The sequence below is a fragment of the Synechococcus sp. CS-205 genome (genome assembly GCF_025128255.1).
GTDB lineage: Bacteria > Cyanobacteriota > Cyanobacteriia > PCC-6307 > Cyanobiaceae > Regnicoccus_A.
This window is the reverse complement of sequence record NZ_JAHLZB010000042.1, coordinates 1-23,839: the sequence shown is the minus strand read 5'-3', so window position 1 is coordinate 23,839 and position 23,839 is coordinate 1. Positions and strand designations below refer to the sequence as shown.

28 protein-coding genes are annotated in these 23,839 nt (G+C 67.7%); 16 read left to right on the top strand and 12 right to left on the bottom strand.

Translation table 11 applies throughout. The annotated features are described in order from the left end of the window. The first annotated feature begins 5 nt into the window (after positions 1 to 5). From rimO to KQ297_RS10620, 3 genes are all read left to right on the top strand, one after another. Positions 6 to 1,439: a 30S ribosomal protein S12 methylthiotransferase RimO gene (rimO, locus tag KQ297_RS10630; RefSeq protein ID WP_259739395.1), complete on the top strand. Its 1,434-nt coding sequence runs from the start codon at positions 6 to 8 to the stop codon at positions 1,437 to 1,439. Continuing rightward, positions 1,436 to 2,674, top strand: coding sequence for an MFS transporter (locus KQ297_RS10625; protein ID WP_259739394.1), 1,239 nt, complete (start codon positions 1,436 to 1,438; stop codon positions 2,672 to 2,674). Before rimO ends, KQ297_RS10625 begins: the two co-directional genes overlap by 4 nt. A gap of 210 nt (positions 2,675 to 2,884) precedes the next feature. Beyond that, positions 2,885 to 4,489, top strand: coding sequence for a B12-binding domain-containing radical SAM protein (locus KQ297_RS10620; protein WP_259739393.1), 1,605 nt, complete (start codon positions 2,885 to 2,887; stop codon positions 4,487 to 4,489). Positions 4,490 to 4,495: 6 nt separating this feature from the next. Here KQ297_RS10620 and KQ297_RS10615 read toward each other — a convergent pair whose 3' ends face one another. Both KQ297_RS10615 and KQ297_RS10610 read right to left on the bottom strand, forming a co-directional pair. Next, positions 4,496 to 4,948: a DUF4346 domain-containing protein gene (locus KQ297_RS10615; RefSeq protein ID WP_259739392.1), complete on the bottom strand. Its 453-nt coding sequence runs from the start codon at positions 4,946 to 4,948 to the stop codon at positions 4,496 to 4,498. 22 nt (positions 4,949 to 4,970) lie between these two features. After that, complete coding sequence (locus KQ297_RS10610) at positions 4,971 to 6,149, bottom strand: GNAT family N-acetyltransferase (protein ID WP_259739391.1); 1,179 nt, start codon at positions 6,147 to 6,149, stop codon at positions 4,971 to 4,973. 46 nt (positions 6,150 to 6,195) lie between these two features. On the opposite strand from KQ297_RS10610, the gene KQ297_RS10605 reads away from it, so the two are divergent. Next, on the top strand, positions 6,196 to 6,651 hold the full coding sequence (locus KQ297_RS10605) for a hypothetical protein (protein WP_259739390.1): 456 nt from the start codon (positions 6,196 to 6,198) through the stop codon (positions 6,649 to 6,651). Here the strand turns inward: KQ297_RS10605 and KQ297_RS10600 are convergent. Beyond that, on the bottom strand, positions 6,623 to 7,282 hold the full coding sequence (locus KQ297_RS10600) for a dihydrofolate reductase family protein (protein ID WP_259739389.1): 660 nt from the start codon (positions 7,280 to 7,282) through the stop codon (positions 6,623 to 6,625). The genes KQ297_RS10605 and KQ297_RS10600 overlap by 29 nt on opposite strands. Further along, positions 7,279 to 8,217, bottom strand: a complete 939-nt coding sequence (locus tag KQ297_RS10595; protein ID WP_259739404.1) for a 6-carboxytetrahydropterin synthase — start codon at positions 8,215 to 8,217, stop codon at positions 7,279 to 7,281. Before KQ297_RS10595 ends, KQ297_RS10600 begins: the two co-directional genes overlap by 4 nt. A gap of 103 nt (positions 8,218 to 8,320) precedes the next feature. Between KQ297_RS10595 and KQ297_RS10590 the strand changes: the two genes are divergently transcribed. After that, positions 8,321 to 9,034 carry a shikimate kinase gene (locus KQ297_RS10590; protein ID WP_259739388.1) on the top strand — a complete coding sequence of 238 codons (714 nt, stop codon included), beginning with the start codon at positions 8,321 to 8,323 and terminating at the stop codon, positions 9,032 to 9,034. A gap of 25 nt (positions 9,035 to 9,059) precedes the next feature. On the opposite strand, the gene KQ297_RS10585 is transcribed toward KQ297_RS10590, so the two are convergent. Beyond that, entirely contained in the window at positions 9,060 to 9,323 is a 264-nt protein-coding gene (locus tag KQ297_RS10585) for a chlororespiratory reduction protein 7 (protein ID WP_259739387.1), read from the bottom strand. Here KQ297_RS10585 and KQ297_RS10580 point away from each other — a divergent pair. Next, complete coding sequence (locus KQ297_RS10580) at positions 9,322 to 10,026, top strand: DUF6816 family protein (RefSeq protein WP_259739386.1); 705 nt, start codon at positions 9,322 to 9,324, stop codon at positions 10,024 to 10,026. The two genes, KQ297_RS10585 and KQ297_RS10580, sit on opposite strands and share 2 nt — an antisense overlap. Here the strand turns inward: KQ297_RS10580 and KQ297_RS10575 are convergent, their stop codons facing one another. Next, a complete protein-coding gene (locus tag KQ297_RS10575) occupies positions 10,027 to 10,770 on the bottom strand; it encodes a glutathione S-transferase family protein (RefSeq protein ID WP_259739385.1) in 744 nt (247 codons plus the stop codon). Between the two features lie 152 nt (positions 10,771 to 10,922). Between KQ297_RS10575 and KQ297_RS10570 the strand changes: the two genes are divergently transcribed. Genes KQ297_RS10570 through KQ297_RS10550 form a run of 5 tightly spaced genes read left to right on the top strand, consistent with a single transcriptional unit; the run spans position 10,923 to position 15,236 of the window. Continuing rightward, positions 10,923 to 11,129 (top strand): DUF751 family protein, encoded by a 207-nt coding sequence (locus KQ297_RS10570; RefSeq protein ID WP_185467058.1) that lies wholly within the window; start codon positions 10,923 to 10,925, stop codon positions 11,127 to 11,129. Positions 11,130 to 11,131: 2 nt separating this feature from the next. Continuing rightward, positions 11,132 to 11,545, top strand: a complete 414-nt coding sequence (gene rbfA / locus KQ297_RS10565) for a 30S ribosome-binding factor RbfA (RefSeq protein ID WP_259739384.1) — start codon at positions 11,132 to 11,134, stop codon at positions 11,543 to 11,545. Then, entirely contained in the window at positions 11,542 to 13,194 is a 1,653-nt protein-coding gene (locus KQ297_RS10560; protein ID WP_259739383.1) for a glycoside hydrolase family 3 N-terminal domain-containing protein, read from the top strand. Before rbfA ends, KQ297_RS10560 begins: the two co-directional genes overlap by 4 nt. 51 nt (positions 13,195 to 13,245) lie before the next feature. Beyond that, positions 13,246 to 14,439, top strand: a complete 1,194-nt coding sequence (locus tag KQ297_RS10555; protein ID WP_259739403.1) for a TPR domain-containing glycosyltransferase — start codon at positions 13,246 to 13,248, stop codon at positions 14,437 to 14,439. Next, positions 14,439 to 15,236 carry a uroporphyrinogen-III synthase gene (locus KQ297_RS10550; RefSeq protein ID WP_259739382.1) on the top strand — a complete coding sequence of 266 codons (798 nt, stop codon included), beginning with the start codon at positions 14,439 to 14,441 and terminating at the stop codon, positions 15,234 to 15,236. The genes KQ297_RS10555 and KQ297_RS10550 overlap by 1 nt, the downstream gene beginning before the upstream one ends. A 20-nt stretch (positions 15,237 to 15,256) precedes the next feature. On the opposite strand, the gene KQ297_RS10545 is transcribed toward KQ297_RS10550, so the two are convergent. Genes KQ297_RS10545 through zds form a run of 3 tightly spaced genes read right to left on the bottom strand, consistent with a single transcriptional unit; the run spans position 15,257 to position 17,764 of the window. Beyond that, on the bottom strand, positions 15,257 to 15,841 hold the full coding sequence (locus KQ297_RS10545) for a hypothetical protein (RefSeq protein ID WP_259739381.1): 585 nt from the start codon (positions 15,839 to 15,841) through the stop codon (positions 15,257 to 15,259). After that, positions 15,828 to 16,274 carry an SRPBCC family protein gene (locus tag KQ297_RS10540; protein ID WP_185467053.1) on the bottom strand — a complete coding sequence of 149 codons (447 nt, stop codon included), beginning with the start codon at positions 16,272 to 16,274 and terminating at the stop codon, positions 15,828 to 15,830. Before KQ297_RS10540 ends, KQ297_RS10545 begins: the two co-directional genes overlap by 14 nt. A 5-nt stretch (positions 16,275 to 16,279) precedes the next feature. Further along, on the bottom strand, positions 16,280 to 17,764 hold the full coding sequence (gene zds, locus KQ297_RS10535) for a 9,9'-di-cis-zeta-carotene desaturase (RefSeq protein WP_259739380.1): 1,485 nt from the start codon (positions 17,762 to 17,764) through the stop codon (positions 16,280 to 16,282). 122 nt (positions 17,765 to 17,886) lie between these two features. Between zds and KQ297_RS10530 the strand changes: the two genes are divergently transcribed. From KQ297_RS10530 to KQ297_RS10515, 4 genes are read left to right on the top strand one after another with little or no spacing between them, the layout of a single operon-like run. Continuing rightward, complete coding sequence (locus KQ297_RS10530; RefSeq protein ID WP_259739379.1) at positions 17,887 to 18,315, top strand: iron-sulfur cluster assembly accessory protein; 429 nt, start codon at positions 17,887 to 17,889, stop codon at positions 18,313 to 18,315. Positions 18,316 to 18,375: 60 nt separating this feature from the next. Then, a complete protein-coding gene (locus tag KQ297_RS10525) occupies positions 18,376 to 18,804 on the top strand; it encodes a tetratricopeptide repeat protein (RefSeq protein ID WP_185467050.1) in 429 nt (142 codons plus the stop codon). Continuing rightward, complete coding sequence (locus KQ297_RS10520) at positions 18,801 to 20,048, top strand: lipid-A-disaccharide synthase-related protein (RefSeq protein ID WP_259739378.1); 1,248 nt, start codon at positions 18,801 to 18,803, stop codon at positions 20,046 to 20,048. The genes KQ297_RS10525 and KQ297_RS10520 overlap by 4 nt, the downstream gene beginning before the upstream one ends. After that, positions 20,023 to 20,328, top strand: a complete 306-nt coding sequence (locus KQ297_RS10515) for a hypothetical protein (RefSeq protein WP_259739377.1) — start codon at positions 20,023 to 20,025, stop codon at positions 20,326 to 20,328. Before KQ297_RS10520 ends, KQ297_RS10515 begins: the two co-directional genes overlap by 26 nt. Here KQ297_RS10515 and KQ297_RS10510 read toward each other — a convergent pair. After that, positions 20,264 to 21,199 (bottom strand): TIGR01777 family oxidoreductase, encoded by a 936-nt coding sequence (locus KQ297_RS10510; protein WP_259739376.1) that lies wholly within the window; start codon positions 21,197 to 21,199, stop codon positions 20,264 to 20,266. The two genes, KQ297_RS10515 and KQ297_RS10510, sit on opposite strands and share 65 nt — an antisense overlap. A gap of 91 nt (positions 21,200 to 21,290) precedes the next feature. On the opposite strand from KQ297_RS10510, the gene KQ297_RS10505 reads away from it, so the two are divergent. Next, positions 21,291 to 21,539 carry an NAD(P)H-quinone oxidoreductase subunit O gene (locus KQ297_RS10505; RefSeq protein ID WP_259739375.1) on the top strand — a complete coding sequence of 83 codons (249 nt, stop codon included), beginning with the start codon at positions 21,291 to 21,293 and terminating at the stop codon, positions 21,537 to 21,539. Positions 21,540 to 21,556: 17 nt separating this feature from the next. Here KQ297_RS10505 and KQ297_RS10500 read toward each other — a convergent pair whose 3' ends face one another. Both KQ297_RS10500 and KQ297_RS10495 read right to left on the bottom strand, forming a co-directional pair. After that, entirely contained in the window at positions 21,557 to 22,231 is a 675-nt protein-coding gene (locus KQ297_RS10500) for a J domain-containing protein (protein ID WP_259739374.1), read from the bottom strand. Positions 22,232 to 22,339: 108 nt separating this feature from the next. Then, the coding region (locus KQ297_RS10495; RefSeq protein WP_259739373.1) for an iron uptake porin at positions 22,340 to 23,839 on the bottom strand (1,500 nt) is incomplete at its 5' end.

The window sequence follows — 23,839 nt, the reverse complement described above, 5'->3', positions numbered from 1 at the left end:
AACCCATGCCTTCTGCCAGCGCCGAATTCCCCGCAGGATCGGTCCGTACCGGTGAACCCGGAGCCGACCGACCCACGGTGGCCTTCGCCCACCTCGGCTGCGAAAAGAATCGGGTGGACACCGAGCACATGCTGGGGTTGCTCGCTCAGGCGGGGTACGGGATCAGCGCCGATGAACGGGATGCGGCGGTGGTGGTGGTCAACACCTGCAGCTTCATCCAGGACGCCCGGCAGGAATCGGTGCGCACCCTGGTGGAACTGGCCGAACAGGGAAAGGAGCTGATCATCGCCGGCTGCCTGGCCCAGCATTTCCGCGAGGAGCTGCTGGAGTCGCTGCCGGAAGCGCGGGCGATCGTGGGCACCGGCGACTACCAGCACATCGTGGAGGTGCTGGAGCGTGTGGAGGCGGGTGAACGGGTGAACCGGGTCAGCGCGGTGCCCACCTTCGTGGGGGATGAGCATCTGCCCCGCTACCGCACCACCTCCGAGGCCGTGGCCTACCTCAAGGTGGCCGAGGGCTGCGACTACCGCTGCGCCTTCTGCATCATCCCCAGGCTCCGGGGCGACCAACGCTCCCGCACGATCGAGTCGATCGTGGCCGAAGCCCATCAACTCGCCAACCAGGGGGTGCAGGAGCTGATCCTGATCAGCCAGATCACCACCAACTACGGCCTCGACCTCTACGGCAAGCCCCGGCTCGCTGAGCTGCTGCGGGCCCTTGGCGAGGTGGAGATCCCCTGGATCCGGGTGCACTACGCCTATCCCACGGGCCTCACGCCGGAGGTGCTGCGCGCCTACCGGGAGGTGCCGAATGTGCTTCCGTATCTGGATCTGCCGCTGCAGCACAGCCATCCCGAGGTGCTGCGGGCCATGAATCGCCCCTGGCAGACCGGCCTGACCACCGAGCTGCTGGGACGCATCCGCGACCAGCTGCCCGATGCGGTGCTGCGCACCACCTTCATCGTCGGCTTTCCCGGTGAAACCGAGGAGCACTTCGAGCACCTGCTTCGTTTCGTGGAGGAGCAGCGCTTCGACCATGTGGGGGTGTTCACGTTCTCTCCGGAAGACGGCACCGCAGCGGTGGAGCTGCCCGATCCCGTGCCGGCTGAGGTGGCGATCGAGCGCCGCAACCGGCTGATGGCGGCGCAGCAACCGATCGCGGCGGAACGCAATGCCAGCTGGGTGGGGCGGATCGTCGATGTGCTGATCGAGCAGGAGAACCCCAGCAGTGGCGAGATGCTCGGCCGCTGCGGCCGCTTCGCACCCGAGGTTGATGGGGAAGTGCGGGTGAGCCCGGGCCCAGGCGGCCTCTGCGCCTCCCCAGGAACGATGGTGCCGGTGCGCCTCACGGCCTCCACCCCCTACGACCTACAGGGTGAGGTGGTCGGCGCCCGGGCCATGGTGGAAGAGGCCCTCTCCGCCCGCGGGGGCCGCGGTTGAGGCTCTGGATCCGCCGCAATCAGCGCACCACCTTCCTGATCGCGTCAGGTCTGAGCACTGCCGGCTCCTTTGCCGGTCTCACCGCCAAGGGCTGGATCCTGATGGACCAGACCAGCAATCCCCTGCTGCTGGCCCTGCATTTCGGCGCCCTGGCGATGCCCAGCCTGCTGGCCAGCGGCAGGGCCGGGGTGCTCACCGACCGGATCGGCTGCGAACAGGTGCTGATCCGCTCGCAATGGGGCCTGGCGGCCGGTGCCGCCCTGGGGGCAGTGGCCATCCCCTGGCTGACGGGGGCCGCCCAGGTGAGCCTGCTGCTGCTCAGCACCCTGGTGGTGGGCCTGGCCAGCGCCTTCGAGCTCACCGCCCGCAACAAATACTGCGCCCTGCTGGTGGACAAGCCTGCACAGCTGGCCCCTTATCTCACCTCCTTCTCAGTGGTGTTCAACGTGGGCAAGCTGGTGGGACCGCCCATCGGTGGGTTGCTGCTCGCCCTGACGGGACCCGCCATGGCCTTGACCATCGATGCGGCCACCTATCTGCTGCCGATCGCCACGGTGCTGTGGCTGCTGCAGCCCGAGCGCAGCGCCGAGCGGACGAGCGGCAACGGCTCAAGTTCCAGCCTTGGCAGCGCCTGGAGGGGCTGCGGCGCCAGCCTGCGCCACGTGGTGGTGTTCACCGGCCTGGCCTGCCTGGCCCTTTTCTTTCATCCCGGCCTGGCCCCGTTGATCGCCGCGCAGGTGCTGGGCCCTTCCCCCCAGTCCCTGGGCTGGTTCACGAGCATGCTGGCGGCTGGAAGCATCAGCGCCGGGCTGTTGCTGCAACGACGCAGCCACTGGCTCAGTGAGCGGCCTTCCCTGCTGCTGGGCGGTTGTGCCGTTCTCACCAGCGTGGCCCAGCTGGGCATGGCCCTGACGGCACCCACAGCCTTCCGGCTGGGCATGACCTTTCTGATCGGAGCCGGCACCGCCGGGCTGCTGGCGGGAAGCAATCTGATCCTGCAGGTGGGATCGCCGCTGGTGCTGCGCGGGAGGATGGCTGGGCTGGGGCAGATCGCCTTTCTGGGCGGCGGTGGCTTCAGTGGCCTGATCGCCGCCGGTTTGGTGATGAGGGTGGGCTTACCGGCCACCTTCGCCCTGATGGGCAGCGTGGGCCTGGCCTTGGGGCTGCTGGAGCTCACCAGCCGCTGGGGGCTGCGCCTGAATCCCGTGGACTCAGATCAGTTTGATGCCGCGTAGAACCGTGGAGAGCAGGAAGGCCGTGGCCAACCCAGCAGCCACCAGAACCAGGTACAGAGCTGCCGCCATGACCAGCACGGAAATACAACCTGATCATTAGAGCAGAGCGACCCTGTTGCCGTGGGTTGCCCTTAGGCTGGCGCCCAACCCACGCGGAGGCAGGCTCCTGGCCGGCCAGTCCTGTGCCCCCGCCTTACGAACCGGATCAGAATGCGTGCCCTGCTCGTCTACCCGGAATTTCCCAAGACCTTCTGGAGCTACGAGAAAATTCTCGAGCTCGTGAACCGCAAGGTGCTGTTGCCCCCGCTCGGGATGGTCACAGTGGCGGCCCTTCTGCCCCAGGAATGGGACTTCAAACTGGTTGATCGCAACGTGCGGGAGGTCACCGAGGCAGAGTGGAACTGGGCGGAGCTGGTGATCATCTCCGGGATGATCGTTCAGAAGTCCGACATGGCGGCCCAGATCGCCAAAGCCAAGCAGCGGGGTCTGCCCATGGCCGTGGGCGGCCCCTTCGCCAGTTCCACCCCCGATGCCCCTGAGATCGCTCTGGCCGACTTCAAGGTGCTCGATGAAGGTGAGATCACCCTGCCGATGTTCATTGAGGCCCTGGAGCGGGGCGAGCAGCAGGGACGCTTCAGTTCCGAAGGGGAGAAGCCGGACGTGACCGGCACTCCGATTCCCCGCTTCGATCTGCTGGAGCTCGACGCCTACGACTCGATGTCGGTTCAGTTCTCCCGGGGCTGTCCTTTCCAGTGCGAGTTCTGCGACATCATCGTGCTTTACGGCCGCAAGCCCCGCACCAAGACCCCCGAGCAACTGATCGCCGAGTTGCAGTATCTCTATGACCTGGGCTGGCGTCGCTCAATCTTCCTGGTTGATGACAACTTCATCGGCAACAAGCGCAACGCCAAGTTGCTGCTGCCGGCTCTGAAGCAGTGGCAGATCGATCATGGCTATCCCTTCAGCTTCGCCACCGAAGCGTCCGTGGATCTGGCCTCCGACGAGGAAATGATGCTGATGATGGCCGAGAGCCGCTTCGACAGCGTTTTCCTCGGCATCGAGACCCCAGATGAAGCCAGCCTGGAAACGGCCCGCAAGCTTCAGAACACCCGCAGCTCCCTGGAGGAGTCCGTTGACCGGATCACCTCCTACGGCATCCGGGTGATGGCCGGATTCATCATCGGCTTCGACGGAGAAAAGACCGGTGCCGGCAAGCGCATCGTCGAGTTCGTGACCCGCACAGGCATCCCCGCCGCCATGATGGGCATGCTGCAGGCCCTCCCCAACACAGGGCTCTGGTACAGGCTCGAGAAGGAAGGTCGCCTGATTCAGGACAAGGCCGACGCCAAGGGGGTGAACCAGACGAACCTGCTCAACTTCGTGCCCACCCGGCCGATCCGCGACATCGCCAACGAATACGTCGAGGCCTTCTGCAACCTCTACGAGCCCAACGCCTACATGGATCGGGTCTTCAGCTACTACCACAAAGTGGGCAAGCCCCGCTGGCAGCCCTTTCTCAAGCCCGAGCATTCCACCTTCAAGATCCCTGCCTGGACCGATGTTCGCGCCCTGCTGATCGTGATCTGGCGCCAGGGTCTGATCCGCGACACCCGTGGCCGCTTCTGGCGCTATCTCCTCTCCATGGCCAGGACGAATCCCGACCAGCTGGAGCAGTTCCTGGTGGTGCTCGCCCACAACGAACACTTCATGGAATATCGGAGCATCGTGACCGAGGAGATCGAGGTGCAGCTTCAGTCACTGCCCCCGGAACCCCCTACGGCCCCTTCCGAGGTCAAGGAGCTTCAGCCCGCCTGACGCCCATCAGTCCTGGATGTACGACTCGCCCGAGCGCAGGGCCGCCTCGGCCTTCTGCAGCTCCCGTCCGAGGTAGAGGGCGTGATCCAACCGACTGATCGGAGCGGGGATGACCCCCTCGGTGAGCTGGATACCCAGCTCTTTCGCTGTGCGACCACGGAAGACGACCAGGGGCTGGCGGGGTGCCCCCCCCCGGCAACTGAGCACCTCACCGGTCTCGGGGTCCGTGGCCAGCCCTCTGGCATTGATGCCGTTGCTGTAAAGCTCGGCCACCAACTCCGTGCGCTCGCGGTCCAGGCTGATCAGCACATACCCCGCGGGGTCGAGATCAATCGGGCGCTGCGACAGACGTTCATCGAGCTCACGCAGCTCATGCAGACGCGAAGCGGTTACGGGCCCCGGGGTGATCGAGGCTGCAGAAGGGCTGGAGGAAGGAGTCGTGGCGACGCGGTTGTTCATCCTCTGATCGTAAACATCCGCTTCAGCAGGCGCCCAGGGGAAGTTCCCGGCGGCTGAAGGGAAGCTCGGCATTCTCCGCCTTGATCTCCTCGAGCATCTGGGCATTGGCCTCAGGCAGCCAGCGGCGCAGCAACCGCTCAAAACCAGGGTCATGCCAGCGATGCAGGCTGGCCCTGGGCTCGGCCAGAAAACCCCGACGCCGCTTGTGGCGCCCGCCAGCCCCAGGATCAAAACCACGGATGCCCTGTTCGATCGCCCACTCGATCGGGGCGTAGTAACAGACCTCAAAGTGCAGGTTCTCGATCTCCTGATCACTGCCCCAGTAGCGGCCCCAGAGGGCATCGCCAGCACGCACGCACAGCGACATGGCCACCGGATCGCTCGGATCGCCCCCATGGGCACTGAAGAGCACCAGATGCTCCCGCAGCTCGAGAGCATCCACGTGGAAGAACTCCTCGCTGAGATACTTGCTGCCCCAGGGGCCCCAGCGGCTGCAATGCTGCGCGTAGAAATGGTGCATCCGCTCCAGCATGGCGGCTGAAATCGCAGCACCCGCCACGGGCGTCACCTGCAAGCCGGCCGAGGCGATCGAGCGCCGCTCCCGCCGGATGTTGCGCCGTTGGTTGGCATTGAAACCCGCCAGATAATCCTCAAAACTGTTGAAGCCGTCATTGCTCCAGAGGCTCTGCTGATTCAGCCAGGTGGCACAGCCTGCCGCTTCCGCCCAGGGCTGCCAAAGGGGATCCACGTAGAGGAAGTTGCTGCTGAAGATCTTCTGCTCTCGGCAGAACTGATCGATCAACTCCAGCATCAGTGCCGTGATCGCTGCTCCATCTTCTCCGGAATCAATGTGAAAGCGATACCCCTGCACAGGGCTGAGCGGACTCATGCCCACCAGCTTCGGGTAGTAGCGCAGGCCGAGCTGGCCGGCGAGCTGGGCGAAGGATTGATCGAAGACGAATTCCCCGTAGCTGTGACCCTTGAGGTAGAGCGGCGCCACGGCAATCAGCCGCCCCTGGCGCCACAGGCTCAGGTGGCAGGGCTGCCAGCCCTGGCGGGGCACGATGCTGCCCGAGCGCTCAAGGGCGTGCAACCAGGGCCAGCCATAGAAGGGAAGAGCGGCTGGCCCCACGAGTTCGTGCCAGGCCACGGGAGGAATCTCCGTGATGGCCCGGTGCCAGCGGGCCTGAAGCTCAGCCATGGCGGAGGAACACGTTGGCGGGACGGCGAGGCGCAAAACTAACCGCATGGCGCAACGACTGCACCACTTACGGGCTCTGGCGACGGCACTCCTGACGATGGCGGCGGCCGGGACGGCCGGGCTGGGAGCACCTCCAGCGGCCTCGGCCAGCCTGCTGGGGCCGGTGCTGCGTCTGATGCGGCCCCAGCTGGAGAGGAAGCTGAGTGAGGTGTGCCTGAGTGCCGCCGCCGGCGGCCAGGCGGGCCTGGAACGCAGCCTGAAGGAACCCTGCCGACGCCTGGCGGCACCGGCCAGCACCTGCCTGATCGAGGAGGCCGAGAGCAGCGGGCGCAGCTTCGGCGTGATCAGCGAACTCGCCCGGGGCCGCTTCGGCAACGACAGCGAAGTGGTGGTCAAGCGCTGCGTCGCCAAACTGCTGGGGCTGCCGGCCGACAGCCTCAGGGAGGTGTCCCTGGATGATCTTCAACGCCGCTTCAAGCTGCCCATCTCCCCTCGGGAGTAGAGCAGCAGGAATAGCGCAGCAGCAGTTCACCGCCCCCGAGGGGCCGGTGTTCCAGCAACTCCCAGCTGCGGCCACTGAGATCAGGCGCCAGGGGGCTCACCCAGCCATGGCTGCCCCCCAGCAGCAGGGGGCAGACGGTGAGCTGCAGCTCCTGCACCAACCCCTCGGCCAGCAGGGCCGTGGCCAGCCCAGTGCCCCCGAGCACCACCAGCCGGTGAAGCCCACGGGCCGCCAGCTCAGCCAGGCAGTCGCGCCAATCACCCAGGGGCACGTGGGCATCGAATCCCTGCTGCGCCTGCCCCGGCGAGAGCAACCATCGCTCAAGGGGTTGGGAGAAGAAGGACAGATCCGGCTCGAGGCCGCGGCCGCGGCTGACCACCAGCGTGAGGGGTTGGGGGGGGCGCTGCTCGAGTCGGCGACGCTCCAGCAGCTCGGGGCGATGGATCAGGCAGGTGCAGCGGTGCAGCCGAAGCGTTGCCGCGCCCACAAGGCAGCCATCGGCCCAGGCCAGGGCCTCCTCCAGCGCCGTGCGGTCACCGGCACCGCCGAGCTTGGCGGCGCCTCCCTGGGCTGGAGCGAGCCGGCCATCGAGGCTGACGGCCAGCACAAGCCGCAGCCGCGGCTGACTCAAGCGCTGGCCAGCGCCTCCAGCACCGCAGGGCGGGACTCGAGCAGTGGGGTTTCGGCGAACACTTCGGCGGCGTTGTTGGGGCTCTCCTGCAGGCGCACCTTGTGCAGAGCGGCACCGGTGGCGGCAATCGGTGCGCTGAGCAGATCAGCGATGTGCAGAGCGATGTTCTCGGCGGTGGGCACGCAGGTGGAGAAGTGGGCCACGTCCTTGTTGAGGAACGTGTGATCGAAGGGCTCCACCACCAGCTCGTTCACCAGGCCCTGCAGCTCACTGAGGTCGCAGACCATGCCGGTGCGGGGATCGATCGCTCCGCGCACCGTGACATCGAGCAGGTAGTTGTGGCCGTGGCCGTGGGGGCGGGCGCACTTGCCGTAGATCGCTTCGTTCTCGCCCTGGGAGAGCTCCTCGCGGGCCAGGCGGTGGGCGGCGGAAAAGTGGGTGCGGATCGAAAGGAAGGCTTCCATGGGGTTGCCGATGACATCGGCCCAGAGGGTGGGTTGCTCGTAAAGGCGGAGACCGACGAGCGGCAGGTGCGGCGCCAGGCGTGTCCAGATCGCCTGGGTCAGGGCTTCCGTGGTGGGCAGCCGCCCCTGGGGCCGGCTGAGGTCGAACTCCGGCCAGCAGTCGTTGAGGAAACGGAAATCGAGGGGATCGGTGACTTCCCGACGGATGGCGTGCTTCACATCCGAGAGGTTCAGCACCATGCCATCGCCATCGAGCGGACCGGCCATCGCCACGATCAGTTCGTAGTTGTGGCCGTGACCCGGAGGGAGGCTGCAACGGCCGAAGCGGCTGGCATTCTCCTCGCCGGTCAGCTCGGGCAACCGGTAAAGATGACTGGCGCTGAACAGGGCCCGGCGGGTGATCACACAGCCTCGGCCTCGGCCATGGCGAAGCGAGCCGGCTGAACTGCCAGGGATGGGGGTGGTGGGCATCGCCAGAGTCCCAGTGGCCATCGACGAGGCAGCGTCCTGCTGGGCCATCCTAGGGATCCCGCCCCTGGCTGCGCCTGATCCACCGCTGCACCGCCCAGACCCCATGGCCTCCGAACCGCCTTCCGCCGCGAGCCTCTCCCCAGAAGCCGGGCAGACCGCCAAAGCCGCGGAGGACTCTCTGGAGCTGGCCCTACGCCTGCAGGGGCTGAACATCTATCTGGTCGGGATGATGGGGGCCGGCAAGAGCAGCGTCGGGCGCCCCCTCGCTGAAGCTCTGGGGTACCGCTTCATCGACGCCGACAGCGTGCTGGAGCAGCATGCATGCCACTCCATCCCCGAGCTGTTCGAGCAACATGGGGAGGCCGGCTTCCGCGAGCTGGAGTCAGCCGTCCTCAACCGAATCGCCTGCTGGCATTCCCTGGTGGTGGCCACAGGCGGTGGCGTGGTCAGCCTCCCCGGCAACTGGGGCCAGATGCGGCAGGGGCTGGTGGTCTGGCTGGATGCCCCCGAGCAGCTGCTGCTGGAGCGCCTGCGGAACGATCCAGGTCAGCGGCCCCTGCTGGCCAACGCAGATCCCGAGGGGCGGCTGCGGCAGTTGCTGAGCGAACGCCGGCACCTCTACAGCCAGGCCGACCTGCGGGTGCTCCAGGACGGGCGAGCTGCCGTGGCCGTGGCCCGCCAGGTGCTGGAGGCGATCCCCACGGTGCTGCGCCAGCGGGAGGAGCCGCCGGAAGCTCTGGCGCAGCTGGTCGATGGCAGCGGCTCCAGCACAGCCAACCTGAACACCTGTTCAGACCTGAACGGATCCCAGGCCTGAACTGAGTCCAGCGAAGGTTCGTCCATCAACCCGCTGGTGGCTCCAGGCGCACGGCATACCACTGAATCGCCAGTCCGGGTTCCAGCTCCAGCTCACAGGCCGTTTCCAGCAGCCGTTCGGCTCGTTCGCGGTCGCTGGAGAGGGCGCGCAGGTCGGCGGGGGGCTCCTCCAGTTCAGCGAGCTGCGCGGTGAGCCAGGCGAGGGTTTCGGCGGCCGTGAGGATGCGCTCACCCCGGGAGGGCTCCAGCACCACGTAATGATCGAGTTCCCGCAGCAGGGGATCGGACATGCTCAGCTCTCGGATCGCGTTCATCCTGGTCGCCCTGCTCACCCTCTGGCCGGGGCAGGCCTTGGCGGCCAGCCCACTCGACAGCCCCCTGCAGCGGCGGCTGGAAGCCTGGCCGGCCTGGTCCCTGCCGGCTCCCCTCAGCCGCCCCGGTCGCAGCGACCTGCGCTATCCGGACTGGTTCGACGGGGCCTGGTGGGTGCTCAGCCTGGAAGAAGGGTGTCACGAGCCGATCCCGCCCTATGCCGTGCGCTTTCTGCGCGATGGCCGCGGCGCGGTGGTGGGCGATCGCGCCTTCAACGCCACCCAGGTGGGTGATGCACTGCTGGGAGGTCAGCTGCTCACGGTGGCCAACGACCCCGCCAATCCCAACCGCCAGCTGGCTCTGCTGCGGGGTGATATGGAGCTGGAATCCACCGTGATCGGGCGCCGCAGCCAGTCCTCCTCGCCGGCCCTGACCCGGGAGGAGGAGTTCATCGCCGACGAACTGGCCCTGCAGGTGATGCACGGTCCCGGGGGAGCCAGGATCAGCCGTGTGGAGACCCTCAGCCGGTACCGGCTCGTGAGCCGCACCCCAGGCCACGAGCTGATCAGGGCGGAGCAGTGGCAGGCCAGCTACCCGTCACCGGAGCAGGGGCTGGTGGCCCGTGCCAACGGCAGTCATCACCTCCGGCTCCTGCTCAGCCGCAACCCATCCGCGCCCTGATCAAGGGGTGGGCGGGGAGGCCGGCTCGCTGACGGCGCCTCGGCCCAGGGAAAGGTAGAGCCCATCCCTCCAGGCGAACAGGCTGGTGAGCAGGGGGTGGTCGGCCAGGCCAGGAATGCCTCGACCGGCCAGGGGGGCACCGGCGCTGGCCGGGAAGAGCAGCAGGGACAGCTGGGCGGCCACGGCCAGATCGGCCAGGGAGAGCTGGTCGCCCACAAGAAAACGGCCAGGAGCCAGAAGCACCGCCAGCTGCTCGAGGTTCGCCTGAAGTTGGCGGCGCTCAGCCTGGCCGATGGTGTCGCCCAGCGAGGTGAGCAGATCGGTGGGCAGAGCCCCCACCAGCGAGCGCAGCACAGCGGGGGTGGCCTCCGGCAGCAGGGCACCGCGCAGCACGGAATCTGAGCCGGCAGCCTGCAGCAGGGCCTGACGGACTCCGGTGGCCAGGGCCGTGTCGGCCCAGTCTTCCAGCAGCAGCACCCGGGCCCGATCGGCCGGATCCTTGGGGACCAGGGGAGGGGTCGGCACCAGGCTCTCCAGGTGCTGGGCGATGGCGCTGGAGTCGGCGATCACCTCACCGCCATTCACCAGCACCGGCACCTGGCGCTGGCCGGAGAGACGGAACAGTTCCAGTTGCCCCAGGCCCGGGGTGACTTCGATGGTGCGGTACTCCAGCCCTTTGGCGGCCAGGATCAGCCGCACTTTCTCGCAGAACGAGGAGTGGCGGAACTGGTGGAGCTCGAGCATCGGCGGCACGGTCCTTTGGGCGGCAGAGTAGCCCTCACGTTCCACCGGCGTGGGCGGCTCTCTGCCCAGCTCACCGCCGGGTCACCCCTGCGGGCAGCCTCAACGCCCGTCCACGCCACCATCTCGATTCCCCCGCCCCGCCTGCCTGCGCCATGAAGGACTTCTTCCTCAACGTGACGCGCTACCCGCGCTACCTGGTGGCCTTCAGCCTCGGTGTGTTCAACTCCGTGCTCCAGCCCCTGCTCAAACGGCGCAGCAACCCCGTCACCGCCGTGGCCCTTGTCGGGGCCCTGGTGAGCGGCATGATCAGCCTGACCCTGGTGCTGCGTGCCATGGTGAATCCAGCACCACTGGCGTAGGGATGGCACAGGGCCGACGGGTGGAGCGCATGGCCTCCCTGATCCGCCGTGAGATCAGTGAACTCCTGGTCCATGGCATCAAGGATCAGAGGGTTTCGCTCGGCATGGTGAGCGTCACCCAGGTGGAGGTGGCCGGTGATCTGCAGCACTGCAAGGTTTTCGTAAGCATTTTCGGCAGCGACCAGGACCGCCAGGCGGCTCTGGCAGGCCTGAAATCGGCAGCTCCCTACGTGAAAGGCGAGTTGGCACGACGGCTGAATCTGCGTCGCACGCCCGAACTGCAGTTTGTGCTCGATCGCGGGCTGGAGAAGGGCAGCTCGGTGCTGGGGCTGCTCAGCCAACTCGGCGAGGAACGCCAGCAGCGCGAGGCCGTCACACCTGAAGCAGGCGATGACGGCGACGTCGGCCCGGCATGAGCACGCGCCGGCAGCACGCCGTTGAGTCGCTCCCGCCGGCCGCTGAGCTGCGCCGACAGGTGGCCCGGTTGCTGGTGATCCGCGGCAGCGGCCACCTAGCCGACCGACAACGGCGTTATCCCCGCTGGGAACTGGAGAACGACGCCCTCAGGAGGCTGCTCGCCGAAGGGGTGGGTGGGGTGATCCTGCTGGGAGGCAGTGCAGCCGAACTGCGCCTGCGCGGCGAGCAGTTGCGCAGCTGGTCAGAGCACCCGCTGCTGATCTGCGCCGACGTGGAGGAGGGCGTGGGACAACGCTTCGAGGGTGCCAGCTGGCTGGTGCCACCCCTGGCCCTGGGACGCCTGCACGGCAGTGATCCGGAACGCGCCCTCTCCCTTGCACGCCGCTACGGCCATTGCACGGGCCGTCAGGCGAGGCAGCTGGGGCTGAACGGTGTCCTCGCTCCGGTCTGCGATGTCAACAACAATCCCGAGAACCCGGTGATCAATGTGCGCGCCTGGGGGGAGACCACCGCCGCCGCGGGCGCGCTGGCAACGGCCTTCCTGGAGGGGGCTCAGGCCGAAGGGGTGCTCTGCTGTGCCAAGCACTTCCCCGGCCACGGGGACACCAGCGATGACTCCCACCTGGAGCTGCCCCGGCTGGCCCATGGGCGGGACCGGCTGGAGGCCATCGAGCTGCCCCCCTTCCAGGCGGCCATCGCCGCAGGCTGCGCGGCAGTCATGACCGCCCACCTGCAGCTGGACGCGCTGGACCCGCTGCTGCCGGCCACCCTCTCGCGGCCCGTGCTGACGGGGCTGCTGCGGCAGGAGCTGGGGTTTGCCGGACTGGTGATCACCGATGCCCTGGTGATGGAGGCGATCGCCTCCCGCTGGGGGGCGGAGGAGGCCGCCGTGCTCGCCTTCGAGGCGGGTTCGGACCTGATCCTGATGCCCGCCGACGCCGATGCCGCCATCGACGGCCTGGTGGAGGGGTTCCAGAGCGGGCGCCTGGCGATGGAGCAGCTGAGGCAGAGCCTGCAGCGCCGCGAGGAGGCCCTGGCGGCCCTGGACGTCCGAGCCCCTGGAGCCGCCCTGGTGCCCCTGGAGGGGCTGGGCGAGCTGGAGACGCCCCAGGATCAGGCCCTGGCGCTGGAGCTGGTGGAGCTCAGCCTCGAGACCCGGGGTACCCCGGGCCTGCCGGCGGGCCCGGGTGTCAACCTGATCCGCCTGGACAACAGCCTGGCCTGTCCCTTCCTGCCGGCGATGGCCCCGGCCCTGCGGCTACCGGCAGCGGCCGGCTACCAGAGCTGCCTGATCGAAGCCAGTGCCCCCAGCCCCTGGAGTGGAGACCCTGAAGCACCGCTTGCCCTCGAGCGGCTGCCGGCAGGTCCGCTGCTGCTGCAGTTGTTCGTGCGGGGCAACCCCTTTCGGGGCAGCGCCGGAGGAGATGAGCCCTGGCCTGCGGTGATCCGGCAGTTGCTGCGGACTGGCCGGCTGGCGGGCCTGACCGTGCTGGGCAGTCCGTACCTGTGGGAGGCCCTGGAGCCTCTGCTGCCACGGAGCCTCCCAGCGGGCTACAGCCCCGCGCAGATGCCCCTGGCCCAGGCCGCCCTGCTCACCCGTCTCGGCCTTGCATCCAGCCAGGCCTCGGAGGGCGGCTTCACCGACTGAGCCTGCCCGCGGCTCAAGCCCTAACCTCGCCCACGGATGCGGGCCGCAGCCATGCTCAGCCTGTCGATGATCGTGCGCAACGAAGCCGGGCGCCTCGGCCGCTGCCTCGAATCGGTGGCAGGCTTTGTCGATGAGATGGTGGTGGTGGACACCGGCTCGAGTGACGACACGGTGGCGGTGGCCAGGGCCCACGGCGCCCGGGTGGAGCAGATCCCCTGGCCCGGGGATTTCGGGCCAGCCCGCAACCAGGCCCTGGGTTGGGTGCGGGGCACCTGGGTGCTGGTGCTCGATGCCGACGAGCAGCTGCTGGAGGAAGCCCGAGCCCCGTTGCGGGCGCTGATGGCCGATCCCGACACCCTGCTGATCAATCTGCTGCGCCAGGAAGTTGGAGCGCGGCAATCGCCCTACTCCAGTGTCAGTCGGCTGTTCAGGCGGCAGCCAAAGATCCGCTGGAGCCGGCCGTACCACGCCATGGTCGATGACAGCGTGGCAGAGCTGATGGCCAGCGAGCCCCGCTGGCGGGTGGTGGACTGTCCCCAGCCGGCGATCCGCCATGAGGGCTACCGGCCCGAGCTGCTCTCGGATGGCCGCAAGGCAAGGCAGCTGCGGCGGGCCATGCAGCAGGAGCTGCGGGACCATCCCGGCAATGCCTACGCCAGCGCCAAGCTGGGGGGCCTGGAGATCAGCGAGGGGAACGTGAAGCGCGGGATCAGCCTGCTCAGGGCAGGGCTGAGAACATGCCCGCCCGAGGCCCACCCCGAGCGCTATGAATTGCTGCTGCATCTGGCGATGGCCGAGGCCAGCCGCCATCCAGCCCGGGCCTCTGCCCTGTACCGGGAGGCCCTGGAACTGCCGCTCGATCCACGCCTGCAGGCGGCGGCACGGCTGAACCTGGCGGCCCTGCTACTGCAGGAGGGCGCCACGGCAGACGCCGACCTGCTGGCGAATGCCGTGACCCGCGACGCCCCCGAGCTGGCCCTGGGCTGGTACAACCTCGGCCTGATCCGCCGCCGGCTCGGCGACATCCGCGGCTCCCTCCAGGCCTATGACACCGCCATGAGCCTGGCCCCCGATCACGCCGAAACCCACCAGAACCGAGCGGTGGCCCAGCTGCTGTCGGGCGACATCGCCGCCGCCCGCGCCAGTTTTCGGCTGGCCATCGCCCTGCTGCGGCAACAGGGCCAGCCGTTGGCAGCGGAGCGACTTCAGCAGCAGGCGGGGGCCATGGTGAGACTGGACGACTGATGGAGAAAGCCGTGCTCTCAGGTCGTGTGGTGGCGGTGACCCGGGCCGAGCAGCAGCTGGGCGAGGCCCGGGGGCTGCTCGAGCGCGCCGGCGCCCGTGTGCTCGACCTCCCTGCCCTGGTGATCGGCCCCCCCGATGAATGGGGCCCCCTCGATGACGCTCTCGAAGACCTGGAGTCCTTCCACTGGCTGGTGTTCTCCAGCGTCAACGGGGTGGAAGCGGTGGAGCAGCGGCTGCAGCGGATCGGACGCAACCTCGGTGATCGCCCCCGGGGCCTCAAGATCGCAGCGGTCGGCCGCAAGACTGCCATCAGGCTGGAGCAGCTGGGAGCCCCGGCCGATTTCGTGCCCCCCAGTTTCGTGGCCGACAGCCTGATCGAGCATTTCCCTGTCTCGGGCTGGGGCCAGCGCCTGCTGCTGCCAAGGGTCCAGAGCGGGGGGCGCACCCTGCTGGCGGAAGCCTTCGCGGAAGCCGGCACCAGGGTGGTGGAAGCGGCCGCCTATGAGTCCCGCTGTCCTCCCCACTTGCCCCTGGCCACCGCCGCTGCCCTGCGTCAGGGTCAGGTGGAGGCCATCACCTTCACCAGCGGCAAGACCGTGCGCCACACCGTGCACCTGCTGCAGCAGGACCTGGGGGAGGACTGGCGGGACCGGTTGGAGCCCGTGGCCCTGGTGTCGATCGGCCCCCAGACCAGCGCCACCTGCCGGGAGCTGCTGGGTCGGGTGGATGGCGAAGCCGATCCCCATGACCTGGAGGGATTGGTTGAGGCCTGCGCCCGTGCCCTGGGAGCAGCCTGAGCACCTGGGCGTCAGCGCTTCTAGAGCTCGGCGATCACCACCTGGCCCTTGGCCTGGCCCTGGCGGCTGGCCAGGGTCAGGCGGCCCCGCAGCACATCGATGGCCACCACCCGCCAGGCCTCGGGCAGGAGATCGGTGGTGCGGCCACCGGCATCACCGACCGCCAGCGAGCCGCTCTGCTGGCCGAACTGCACCAGGGCCATGGGGCGTCCACCGCTGCTGATCACCCCCTGGAAGCGAAAGCCATCGGGCAGGTTGAGGGGAGGCTGAACCAGCACCCGTGCCCGGGAGGCTGGAGTGGTCACACGGGTGACCGCCAGGGGCGCAAACGGGTCGAGCCGGCCAGGGGGCATCGCTGCCTCCACCTGCTCGGGGCTGGGCAAGGGGGTGAATCCCGCCTTCTCAACGGCTGCTGCCGCCTGGGCAGGTTCGCTCTCGGGGCTGGGGGCGGCCCCGGGGGCAGGTGGGGCTGGAGCAGCCCCGGTGTCGGCAGTGGGAGTGCCTCCACAGCCGGCCAGGCCGGCGAGGAGCAGGGGAATGAGCGCGAGTTCAGTACTGCTTTGCACCAGAGCCTTGACGGTGAGGCGCCGCTCAGGACTGGCCATGCTCCTGCTCCACAAGGTCCCGGAAGCGATCCAGGTTGGCCTGAAGTTCGCGGGTGACGATCCCTCCAAGGATGCTTGGTTCCATCAGGGGTGCAAGGGCACCGGGCAGCTCGTAGCTCACGGTCAGCCTGACCACGGTGAGGCGCTCGGACTGCGGGTAAAAGCGAACGGCTCCCTTGGTGGGCAGCCCTCCCACCGATTCCCAGTGCAACTGCTGGGCTTCGACGCGGTGGGAGATGCGGGCCTTCCAGTGGAAGCGAAACCCCTGGGCGGCCAGGGTCCAGTCGGTGAGATCCGGGTCATCGAGGGTGACCACCGACTCGATCCAGCGCATCCAGCGCGGCATGGCCTCGAGGTCGCTCCAGACCTCCCAGACCCGATCCACCGGAGCATGGATCTCCGTGGTCACACTGTGCTCAAGCCAACGTCCCATGCTGATCAGGCCACGGCGGCAACAGTGGCGAGCCGCACCGGTTGATCCAGAATGGCAGCGGCCGCCAGGCGTCCGCTCATGGTGGCTCCCTCCATTGAATCGATGTAATCCTGCCGGGTGTAGCTGCCCGCCAGGAAGAAGTTAGCTACAGGCGTGCGCTGCTCAGGGCGGAAGGGCTCCATGCCCGGCGCCTCGCGGTATAGCGACTGGGCCAGTTTGACCACGTTGCTCCAGATCAGTCGGAGGTCGCGGGACGAGGGAAACAGCTCCCGCACCTGGGCGTCCACCAAGGCGGCGATCTCGTCGGTCTTGCGCGTGATCCAGGGATCGCCCGGCGTGAGCACGCACTGCAGCAGGGAGCCCTGACCCTCTCGGCGGTAATCGGCAGGGCTGGCCAGGGCCAGGTCGGCGAAACAGCTGAAATCGGCGTCGGCGGTGTAAAGCAGGTTGTCGAGCCCACGCGCCCGGCTGAGATCACGGCGCGAGGCGGCCTGAGCCTCGCCCTCCCCCAGCTCGGTCACCCAGCCGTCGTAGCGGAGCTGCACAGTGGCCACAGGAACCGCCTCGAGCCGGTAGATGTTCTCGAACTGGGCATAGCGGCGCCAGGAGGGGGGCAGCAGACGCTGGATGCCGGGCACGTCGCAGGCCGCAAGGTAGGCATCGGCCTCCACGCTGATCTCGCCATCGGGGGTGCCCAGGCGCAGACCCGTGACCTGGGGAGCACTCTCCGGGCCCTCCCCCTCGTCAAAGCAGACCTCACTGACCCGGTGGCGCAGGTGGATCCTGGCGCCGCGGGCTTCGATGTAGTCAAGGATGGGCTGATGCAACCAGCGGTGCGGTGAGCCCTTGAGCAGGTTGAGCTTGGATGCCTCCGTCTTGGAGGCGAACATCATGAAGATGGTGAGCATGCAGCGTGCCGAAATGGCCTCGCAATCGATGAAACCCAGGGCATAGGCGATCGGATCCCACATCCGCTCCACACTGCGGGTGCTGCCGCCATGACTGAGGAACCAGTCGCGGAAGCTGATCCGGTCGAGGGCTCGGATCACCCGCATCGCCCCCTCGTAGTCCACCAGCCCGCGCACGATCGGACTGGTGCCCAGGGCCAGGGCATTGCGCAGCTTGTCGATCCAGTGGAGCTGGGGCGTGGTGAAGAAGGCCTTGAGGCCATTGAAGGGGGCACCGATCGGGAAGCGGAAATCCAGCTCGCGCAGATCCCCACCCTTGTTCACGAACAGATGGGTGTGCTGCTTGGGGAGCAGGTTGCCGAAGGCCCCCACCTTGCGCATCAGCGCGAAGAGGTTGGCGTAATTGAAGAAGAAGACGTGCAGTCCCATCTCGATGTGGTTGCCGCCGTCGTCGACCCAGCTGCCTACCTTGCCGCCCACGAACGGGCGGGATTCGTAGAGGTCGACCCGGTGGCCGGCATCACAGAGATCGACCGCGGCGGCCAGACCGGCCAGACCGGCTCCCACAATCGCGACGCGCACCCTTGACTCCTGGAGATCCGTCGACTCTATGGATCCATCTCCGGCGGCGGCGATGCGCCGGAGATTCGAACTCCTCCATAGAGTGGCTCCACATTCCGTCCCACCTCAGCCAGGCGTCGCCCATGAGCAGCTCCACCACCGATGCCCCAGCCCCCGTCCAGGAGATCGCCACTTCCCCGGTGGCCACACACACCGGCAAGGACGGCAAAGGCATCCGGATCACCGAGCCGGCCATGAAGCAGCTGGCCGCCCTGATGCAGCAGCAGGGCAACGACAAGCTGCTGCGGGTGGGCGTGCGCTCCGGCGGCTGCAGCGGCATGAGTTACACGATGGATTTCATCGACAGCTCCGGGATCCGCGACGATGACGAGCTCTACGTCTATGAGCCCGATGGCACCTGCAGCTTCCGGGTGGTGAGCGATCCCAAGAGCCTGCTCTACATCTACGGCATGCAGCTGGATTTCAGTTCGGCTCTGATCGGCGGTGGCTTCAACTTCACCAACCCGAATGCCAGCCAGACCTGCGGCTGCGGCAGCTCCTTCGCCGTCTGAGGCCCTCTCAGGCGGACCTCCAGCGTGGGAATCTGAGTGTCCCCTGTGCAGCCGCAGCCGATGACGGCCACCACCAAGTCCGCTGAAGCCCTCTTCGATCAGGCCATTGGCCGCTACCAGGAGGGCGCAGCGGCCGCCGACGTGCTCGACGACTTCCTGACGATCACGGCCCAGGCCCCCCGCCTCTCGGCCGCCTGGACCTGCCTGGCCTGGCTGCAACTGCTGGAGCAGCAACCCGAAGCGGCGCTCCGCTCGGCCCGGATGGCCGTCAAGCTCAACCCCCAGGACCCCCAGGCGAGGGTCAACCTCTGCCTGGCCATGCTCGAATCAGGCGCCAAAGGGGTGCGTGAGCACATCGATCTGGTGCTGCGCATCACGGCTGTCTCGCCGGAGCTGGCCAGCGAACTGAACGACGCCATGGCCGATGGGCTCAGGCGTCGTCCGGGCTGGCAGGCCCTGGAGAAGGTCAAGGCCTGGCTGCAGGGTTGACCCCTGGTGCTCCCACGCGGTCGGATCGCCCGCGGCGCCTGCTGCTGCTCAGCAACGGCCACGGGGAAGACCTCAGCGGCAGCCTGATCGGGCAGGAATTACGGCAGCGAGGGCAGGAGGTGGTGGCCCTGCCCCTGGTGGGCCATGGCAACGCCTACCACCAGGCCGGACTGCCCGTGCTCGGACGCACCCGGGAATTCAGCACCGGTGGCCTGGGCTACACCAGCCTCGGCGGGCGCCTGACCGAACTGATGCAGGGCCAGGCCACCTACCTGCTCAGCCAGCTGGTGCTGTTCCTGAGGGAGGCCCGACGCTGCGCGGCGGTGGTGGTGGTCGGCGATGTGATCCCCGTGCTGGCGGCCTGGTGCAGCCGCCGGCCGGTGGTCACCTATCTGGTGGCCTACTCCAGCCACTACGAAGGCCGCCTCCGCCTGCCCTGGCCCTGTGGAAGCTGCCTGCGCAGCCGCCGCTTCCGGCGGGTGTTCAGCCGCGACGCCTTCACCGCCATCGACCTGAGCCACCAGCTGGGGCGGCCGGTGGATTTCCTTGGCAACCCCTTCCTGGATCGGGTCCTGGAGAACGCGCCCCCCCTCGACGACTCCGCTCACGGCACAGCCTGCCCCCGACTCGGGCTGCTGCCGGGCAGCCGGCTGCCGGAGGCCCTGCGCAACTTCGAGCTGATGCTGCAGGTGCTCGCTCGCCTCCCGGACGCCCTGCAAGCCAGGGGCGGCCTCCAGCTGCACGCCGCCCTGGTGGGCGCGATCGACGCCGAGACGGTGGCCAGGATCAGCCGGCCCCTGGGCTGGCGGCCTGAGCCTGGGGGGCGGCTGCGCCGCGGAGGGCTGGAGCTGAACCTGCACTGGGGGCAGTTCCCGGCGGTCGTCCAGCAGGCCGACCTGCTGCTGGCGATGACCGGCACCGCCACCGAACAGGCCGTGGGCCTGGGCAAACCCGTGGTTCAGCTGGCGGGGGGTGGCCCCCAGTTCAGCCCCAATTTCGCCGAGGCCCAACGGCGCCTGCTGGGGCCCTCCCTGTTTAGTGCCGAGGGGGAGCCAGGCTCGGAGCGAAGCCTGAGCGGCAGCGCCGAGCTGGTGGATGACGTGCTGCGCCAGCTCCGGCACACCGACCTGGGGGCGCGCTGCCGTCGCAATGGCATGGAGCGCATCGGTGGTCCCGGCGGTGCCGCCAGGATGGCCGAACAGATCCTGCAGGCTCTTGATGAACCCTCAGACCCGCTCCAGTGATTCCGGCAGCGCTGAAGCCCTGGCGCCCCGGCTGAAGCGCTGGATCGACACCGTGCTGGTGATGGATGTGTTCCTGGTGATCGCGGGGGCGGTGTGGTTCGCCCTGGCGGTGGCGCTGCACAGCCAGCACGTGGAAGCACCACTGCAGTTGCTGCAGCGGCTCTGGGATCCCCTGTTCACCCCGGCGATCGGCCTGCTGATGGCAGCAGCCCTGGTCAGTGGGCTGCTGGGTTGGTGGCAGCGACAAGGGCTGCATCGAGATCGGGGTAGCGAAAACTGAACCCCTGGGCCGCCAGGCGCTGGGAGATCACCTGCTGGCCTTCGAGCACCACCGCGGCTCCGTCCCCGAGCAACAACTGCAGCACCGGCGCCGGCACAGGCAGCAGGCTGGGACGTTGCAAGACCCGGCCAAGGGCTGCCGAGAACGTCTGCATGCGAACGGGATGGGGGGCCACGGCGTTGTAAACCCCCTCATAAGCTGGGGTCTCGAGGGCGGTGACGATCAGCGCACAGAGGTCGCTGCGGTGAATCCAGCTCATCCACTGGCGGCCGGAGCCGATCGGACCACCCAGTCCTGAGCGGAAGACCGGCAGCATCTTTCCGAGGGCGCCCCCATCAGGACCGAGCACGATCCCGATCCGCAGCTTCACCACCCGGCAGTCGGCTGGGGCGCGATCGGCTGAGGCCTCCCAGTCGCAGCAGAGCCGGGCGAGCAGATCGGCAGCTGCGGGGCTGGATTCGCTGAAGCAGGTCTCTTCGCTGCTGCCGTAGTAACCCACGGCCGAGCCACTCACCAGCACCCGGCCCGGCCTCGGATGGGCCTGCAGTGCCTCCACCAGATGCCTGGTGGTGCAGAGGCGGCTGTCGAACAGCCGGCGGCGCTGCTCCTCACTCCAGCGCTTCTCCGCAATCGGCTCCCCGGCCAGATTCACCACCCCCTCCGCCTCGGCCAGGACCGCAAGCAGATCAGGATCCTGCCAGGTGGCCGCGAGGGCCGGATCGGCCTGGTGGCGGCGCAGGGCCGGGTGCTCCAGCCCCGCCAGGGAGTGACTCTGGCGGCTCACCACCACCAGCTGGTGACCGCGCGCCAGGAGCTGGGGCACCAGCTCGCGCCCCACGAACCCCGTACATCCCAGCAGCAGCAGTCTCACGGGCCCACCCAGCACTGATTCAGGCCGAGGCTAAGGGGCCCCCACCCCAGCCGGCAGGGCTTAGCCTTGCCCCAGCGCAGTGCTGACTGTCATGGCCGAGACCAGCGCGGATGCCGCCCCTCCCAGGACGACTCCGATCAAGAAAGGCACCTTGGTGAAGGTCAGCAGAGCTGCCTACGTGGGCAGTCTCGAAGCGACCGCCAGCGATCCCACCCCCCCCGACTACCTGTTCGAGGGGCCCGGTGAAGTGCTGGCCCTCAACGGCGACTTCGCCCAGTTGCGCTGGCGCCGGCCGGTGCCCGATGTGTGGCTGCGGCTCGATCAGCTCGAAGCCTGCTGAGTTCTGCTCGTCTTCGGTCAGAGGTCGAGCCGGCGGCGCTCCTCCTTGAGGCGGCTGCGCCGTTGTTTGGCTTCCCTGAGCATTTCGCGGCCATCGTGGAGATAGCTGTCCACGTAGCCCATGGTGTAGCGCTCCAGCTCCTGCAGGGCGTCCTGCACCTGGCTGAGGCAGTGGTAGAGGCTGAGGCTGAATCCACCCGCTTCACTTGGGCAGGGGATCGAGCGATACAGGGTCTCCGCCTTGTCCATCCGGCTCTTGCTCTGCTCCAGATAGGAACAGAACTCCTCCATCAGGGTGTCGTCGTAGGGGTCGGCGGCAAGGGCCCGCCACTGACCAGGGAACGGGTTGATCACCTGAGCCAGCTGGCGATCGATCGGGGCATAGACCCGCTGCAGCCAGCCCAGCAGGGCCCCATCACGCTCCTGGCCTCGCCTGACCGGCACCGGGCTGGCGCTGGGTCGCTGGCGGTGGGCCCTGGGACGTCGGCTGAGGTCATAGCGGCGGCGGCTGTCACCGTCGCCCAGCACCGCCCAGGCGGCATTGATGGCCAGAATCGCCGCGTCGTCCCCGCCGGCATCGGGATGGTGACGCTTGACCAGGGCGCGATAAGCCGCCTTGATCTCCTCGGCTCCGGCCGTGGAGGCCACCCCCAGCACGGCATAGAAATCGCTGCTGGCCAGGGCTGCCTTCAAGGCCGGAGGTGGTGGCTGACGCCATCATGGCAAGGAGAGCAGCCATGAAAAAGCCCCCTGACGGGGGCAAAGAGGGGTGTGAGGGTGTGCTTGCAGTGAAGCAGAGAATCAGAACTTGAAGGTGGTCTGCACGAGACCGCCGAAGTTGCTGAAGCTGTTGTCGTCACCGGTGAGCTGTCCCAGCGGACGGCTCAGGTAGAAGATCGCGGGGGTGACGGCGATGTTGTCGGTGACCTGGAACTTGTACCACCACTCCCAGACGTAATTGCCATCGGCGGGGGTGGTGCTGCCGGAGTCGCTGCTGCCGCGGGAGAGGGCCGTGGCGAAGACAGGCTGACCGACCGCCATGCCGGCGGCATTGCCCTTGGCGAACAGATCACTCCACTGCAGGCCCACGAACCAGCTCTGGCTCGTGGTCACATAGGGCTCAACGAACTCCACCCCCAGGGCATTGTTGCTGTTCCCGGAGAGACTGTTGATCCCCCAGCCGAGGCTGATCGAGGGGATCCAACCACTTTCCTTGGGCTGCCAGTAGGCGTTGGCGGCGAAGTTGTTCGACTCACCATCCACCAGGAACCAGCTGTTGCTGGCCACGAAATTCGTGCCGCGGCGGAAGGTGGTGGCCTTCTGGCCATAGCGGTAGGCCAGCGACACGTTCCACTGGGGGGCTGTGTAGTTCAGCTGGGCCAGGAAGTTGCCACGGGCACAATCGGTGCCGATACCGCCTTCGCTGCTGGAGCAGACGTTCTCGTTGCCATCGAAGGCCTGACCGGAGCTTCCCTGCTGAGCGACGTAGCTGGCGGAGGCGCTGAACCGACCACGGCCTTTCTCCACATTCTGCTTCCAGATCACAGCCCCCAGTGCCCCGGTGGCCTTGTTGTAGACGCCAGGAGCACCCCAGAGCTGGAAGACATCCAGGATCTTGTCGCCTCCCCCGGTGCCGTACAAGGAAGGGGTAACGGCCACGGACTCCGTGTTACGGGCCTTGGGGCCAAGGATGAACGTGAAATCGCGGCCTACCGGGAAGCGGTAGTAGAGACGGTCGACACCGATGGAATCGGTTCCACCAATGCCGCCACTCGCGACATCAAGGGCGGTGAGATTGACTCCATCACCACTGAAGGCATTATCGAAGTTGCCGGAACGCAGACGGGTGAAGAGGAGGTCCTTGCCGGTGAAGCTGGTTAGAAGCTCCAGCCTTAAATCGTAGTTGAATGTGGTGGCACCGTACTGAGCATTGTACTTTTCAGCAGCATCACGGCTGCCAAAGGTGGGCGACGAACCGAAGACGCCGGCACCGGGACGATCACCACTGGCATTGACAGCTCCCACCACAAAGGTGGCCTTACCCTTGAGTTTGGTGGTGGTGGAGAACTGGGTCGCCTCCAGTTCACCCACCTTGGCCTCGAGGTTGTCGACCCGGCCGCGCAGGATGGCGAGTTCCTTCTCGAACTCCTTGAGCAGACGGCGCAGTTCGTCGGTCACCTCGGTGATCCGATCGAGACAGGCATTGAGCAGAGCAGCGGCTTCCCAGCGGCTCAGCGGCTTCTTGCCGCGGAAGGTGCCATCGGGGTAGCCGGCGACGCAGCCATAGCGCTCGATCAGGTT

Coding starts and splice junctions, on each gene's coding strand:
- KQ297_RS10570 (WP_185467058.1), top strand. CDS start 10,923: ATGAAGGACTTCTTCCTCAACGTGACGCGCTACCCGCGCTACCTGGTG.
- KQ297_RS10615 (WP_259739392.1), bottom strand. CDS start 4,948: ATGAACAACCGCGTCGCCACGACTCCTTCCTCCAGCCCTTCTGCAGCC.
- KQ297_RS10575 (WP_259739385.1), bottom strand. CDS start 10,770: ATGCTCGAGCTCCACCAGTTCCGCCACTCCTCGTTCTGCGAGAAAGTG.
- KQ297_RS10530 (WP_259739379.1), top strand. CDS start 17,887: ATGAGCAGCTCCACCACCGATGCCCCAGCCCCCGTCCAGGAGATCGCC.
- KQ297_RS10560 (WP_259739383.1), top strand. CDS start 11,542: ATGAGCACGCGCCGGCAGCACGCCGTTGAGTCGCTCCCGCCGGCCGCT.
- KQ297_RS10515 (WP_259739377.1), top strand. CDS start 20,023: ATGAACCCTCAGACCCGCTCCAGTGATTCCGGCAGCGCTGAAGCCCTG.
- KQ297_RS10580 (WP_259739386.1), top strand. CDS start 9,322: ATGCTCAGCTCTCGGATCGCGTTCATCCTGGTCGCCCTGCTCACCCTC.
- KQ297_RS10605 (WP_259739390.1), top strand. CDS start 6,196: ATGGCGCAACGACTGCACCACTTACGGGCTCTGGCGACGGCACTCCTG.
- KQ297_RS10620 (WP_259739393.1), top strand. CDS start 2,885: ATGCGTGCCCTGCTCGTCTACCCGGAATTTCCCAAGACCTTCTGGAGC.
- KQ297_RS10505 (WP_259739375.1), top strand. CDS start 21,291: ATGGCCGAGACCAGCGCGGATGCCGCCCCTCCCAGGACGACTCCGATC.
- rbfA (WP_259739384.1), top strand. CDS start 11,132: ATGGCACAGGGCCGACGGGTGGAGCGCATGGCCTCCCTGATCCGCCGT.
- KQ297_RS10525 (WP_185467050.1), top strand. CDS start 18,376: ATGACGGCCACCACCAAGTCCGCTGAAGCCCTCTTCGATCAGGCCATT.
- rimO (WP_259739395.1), top strand. CDS start 6: ATGCCTTCTGCCAGCGCCGAATTCCCCGCAGGATCGGTCCGTACCGGT.
- KQ297_RS10595 (WP_259739404.1), bottom strand. CDS start 8,217: ATGCCCACCACCCCCATCCCTGGCAGTTCAGCCGGCTCGCTTCGCCAT.
- KQ297_RS10555 (WP_259739403.1), top strand. CDS start 13,246: ATGCTCAGCCTGTCGATGATCGTGCGCAACGAAGCCGGGCGCCTCGGC.
- KQ297_RS10550 (WP_259739382.1), top strand. CDS start 14,439: ATGGAGAAAGCCGTGCTCTCAGGTCGTGTGGTGGCGGTGACCCGGGCC.
- KQ297_RS10545 (WP_259739381.1), bottom strand. CDS start 15,841: ATGGCCAGTCCTGAGCGGCGCCTCACCGTCAAGGCTCTGGTGCAAAGC.
- KQ297_RS10590 (WP_259739388.1), top strand. CDS start 8,321: ATGGCCTCCGAACCGCCTTCCGCCGCGAGCCTCTCCCCAGAAGCCGGG.
- KQ297_RS10610 (WP_259739391.1), bottom strand. CDS start 6,149: ATGGCTGAGCTTCAGGCCCGCTGGCACCGGGCCATCACGGAGATTCCT.
- KQ297_RS10540 (WP_185467053.1), bottom strand. CDS start 16,274: ATGGGACGTTGGCTTGAGCACAGTGTGACCACGGAGATCCATGCTCCG.
- KQ297_RS10585 (WP_259739387.1), bottom strand. CDS start 9,323: ATGTCCGATCCCCTGCTGCGGGAACTCGATCATTACGTGGTGCTGGAG.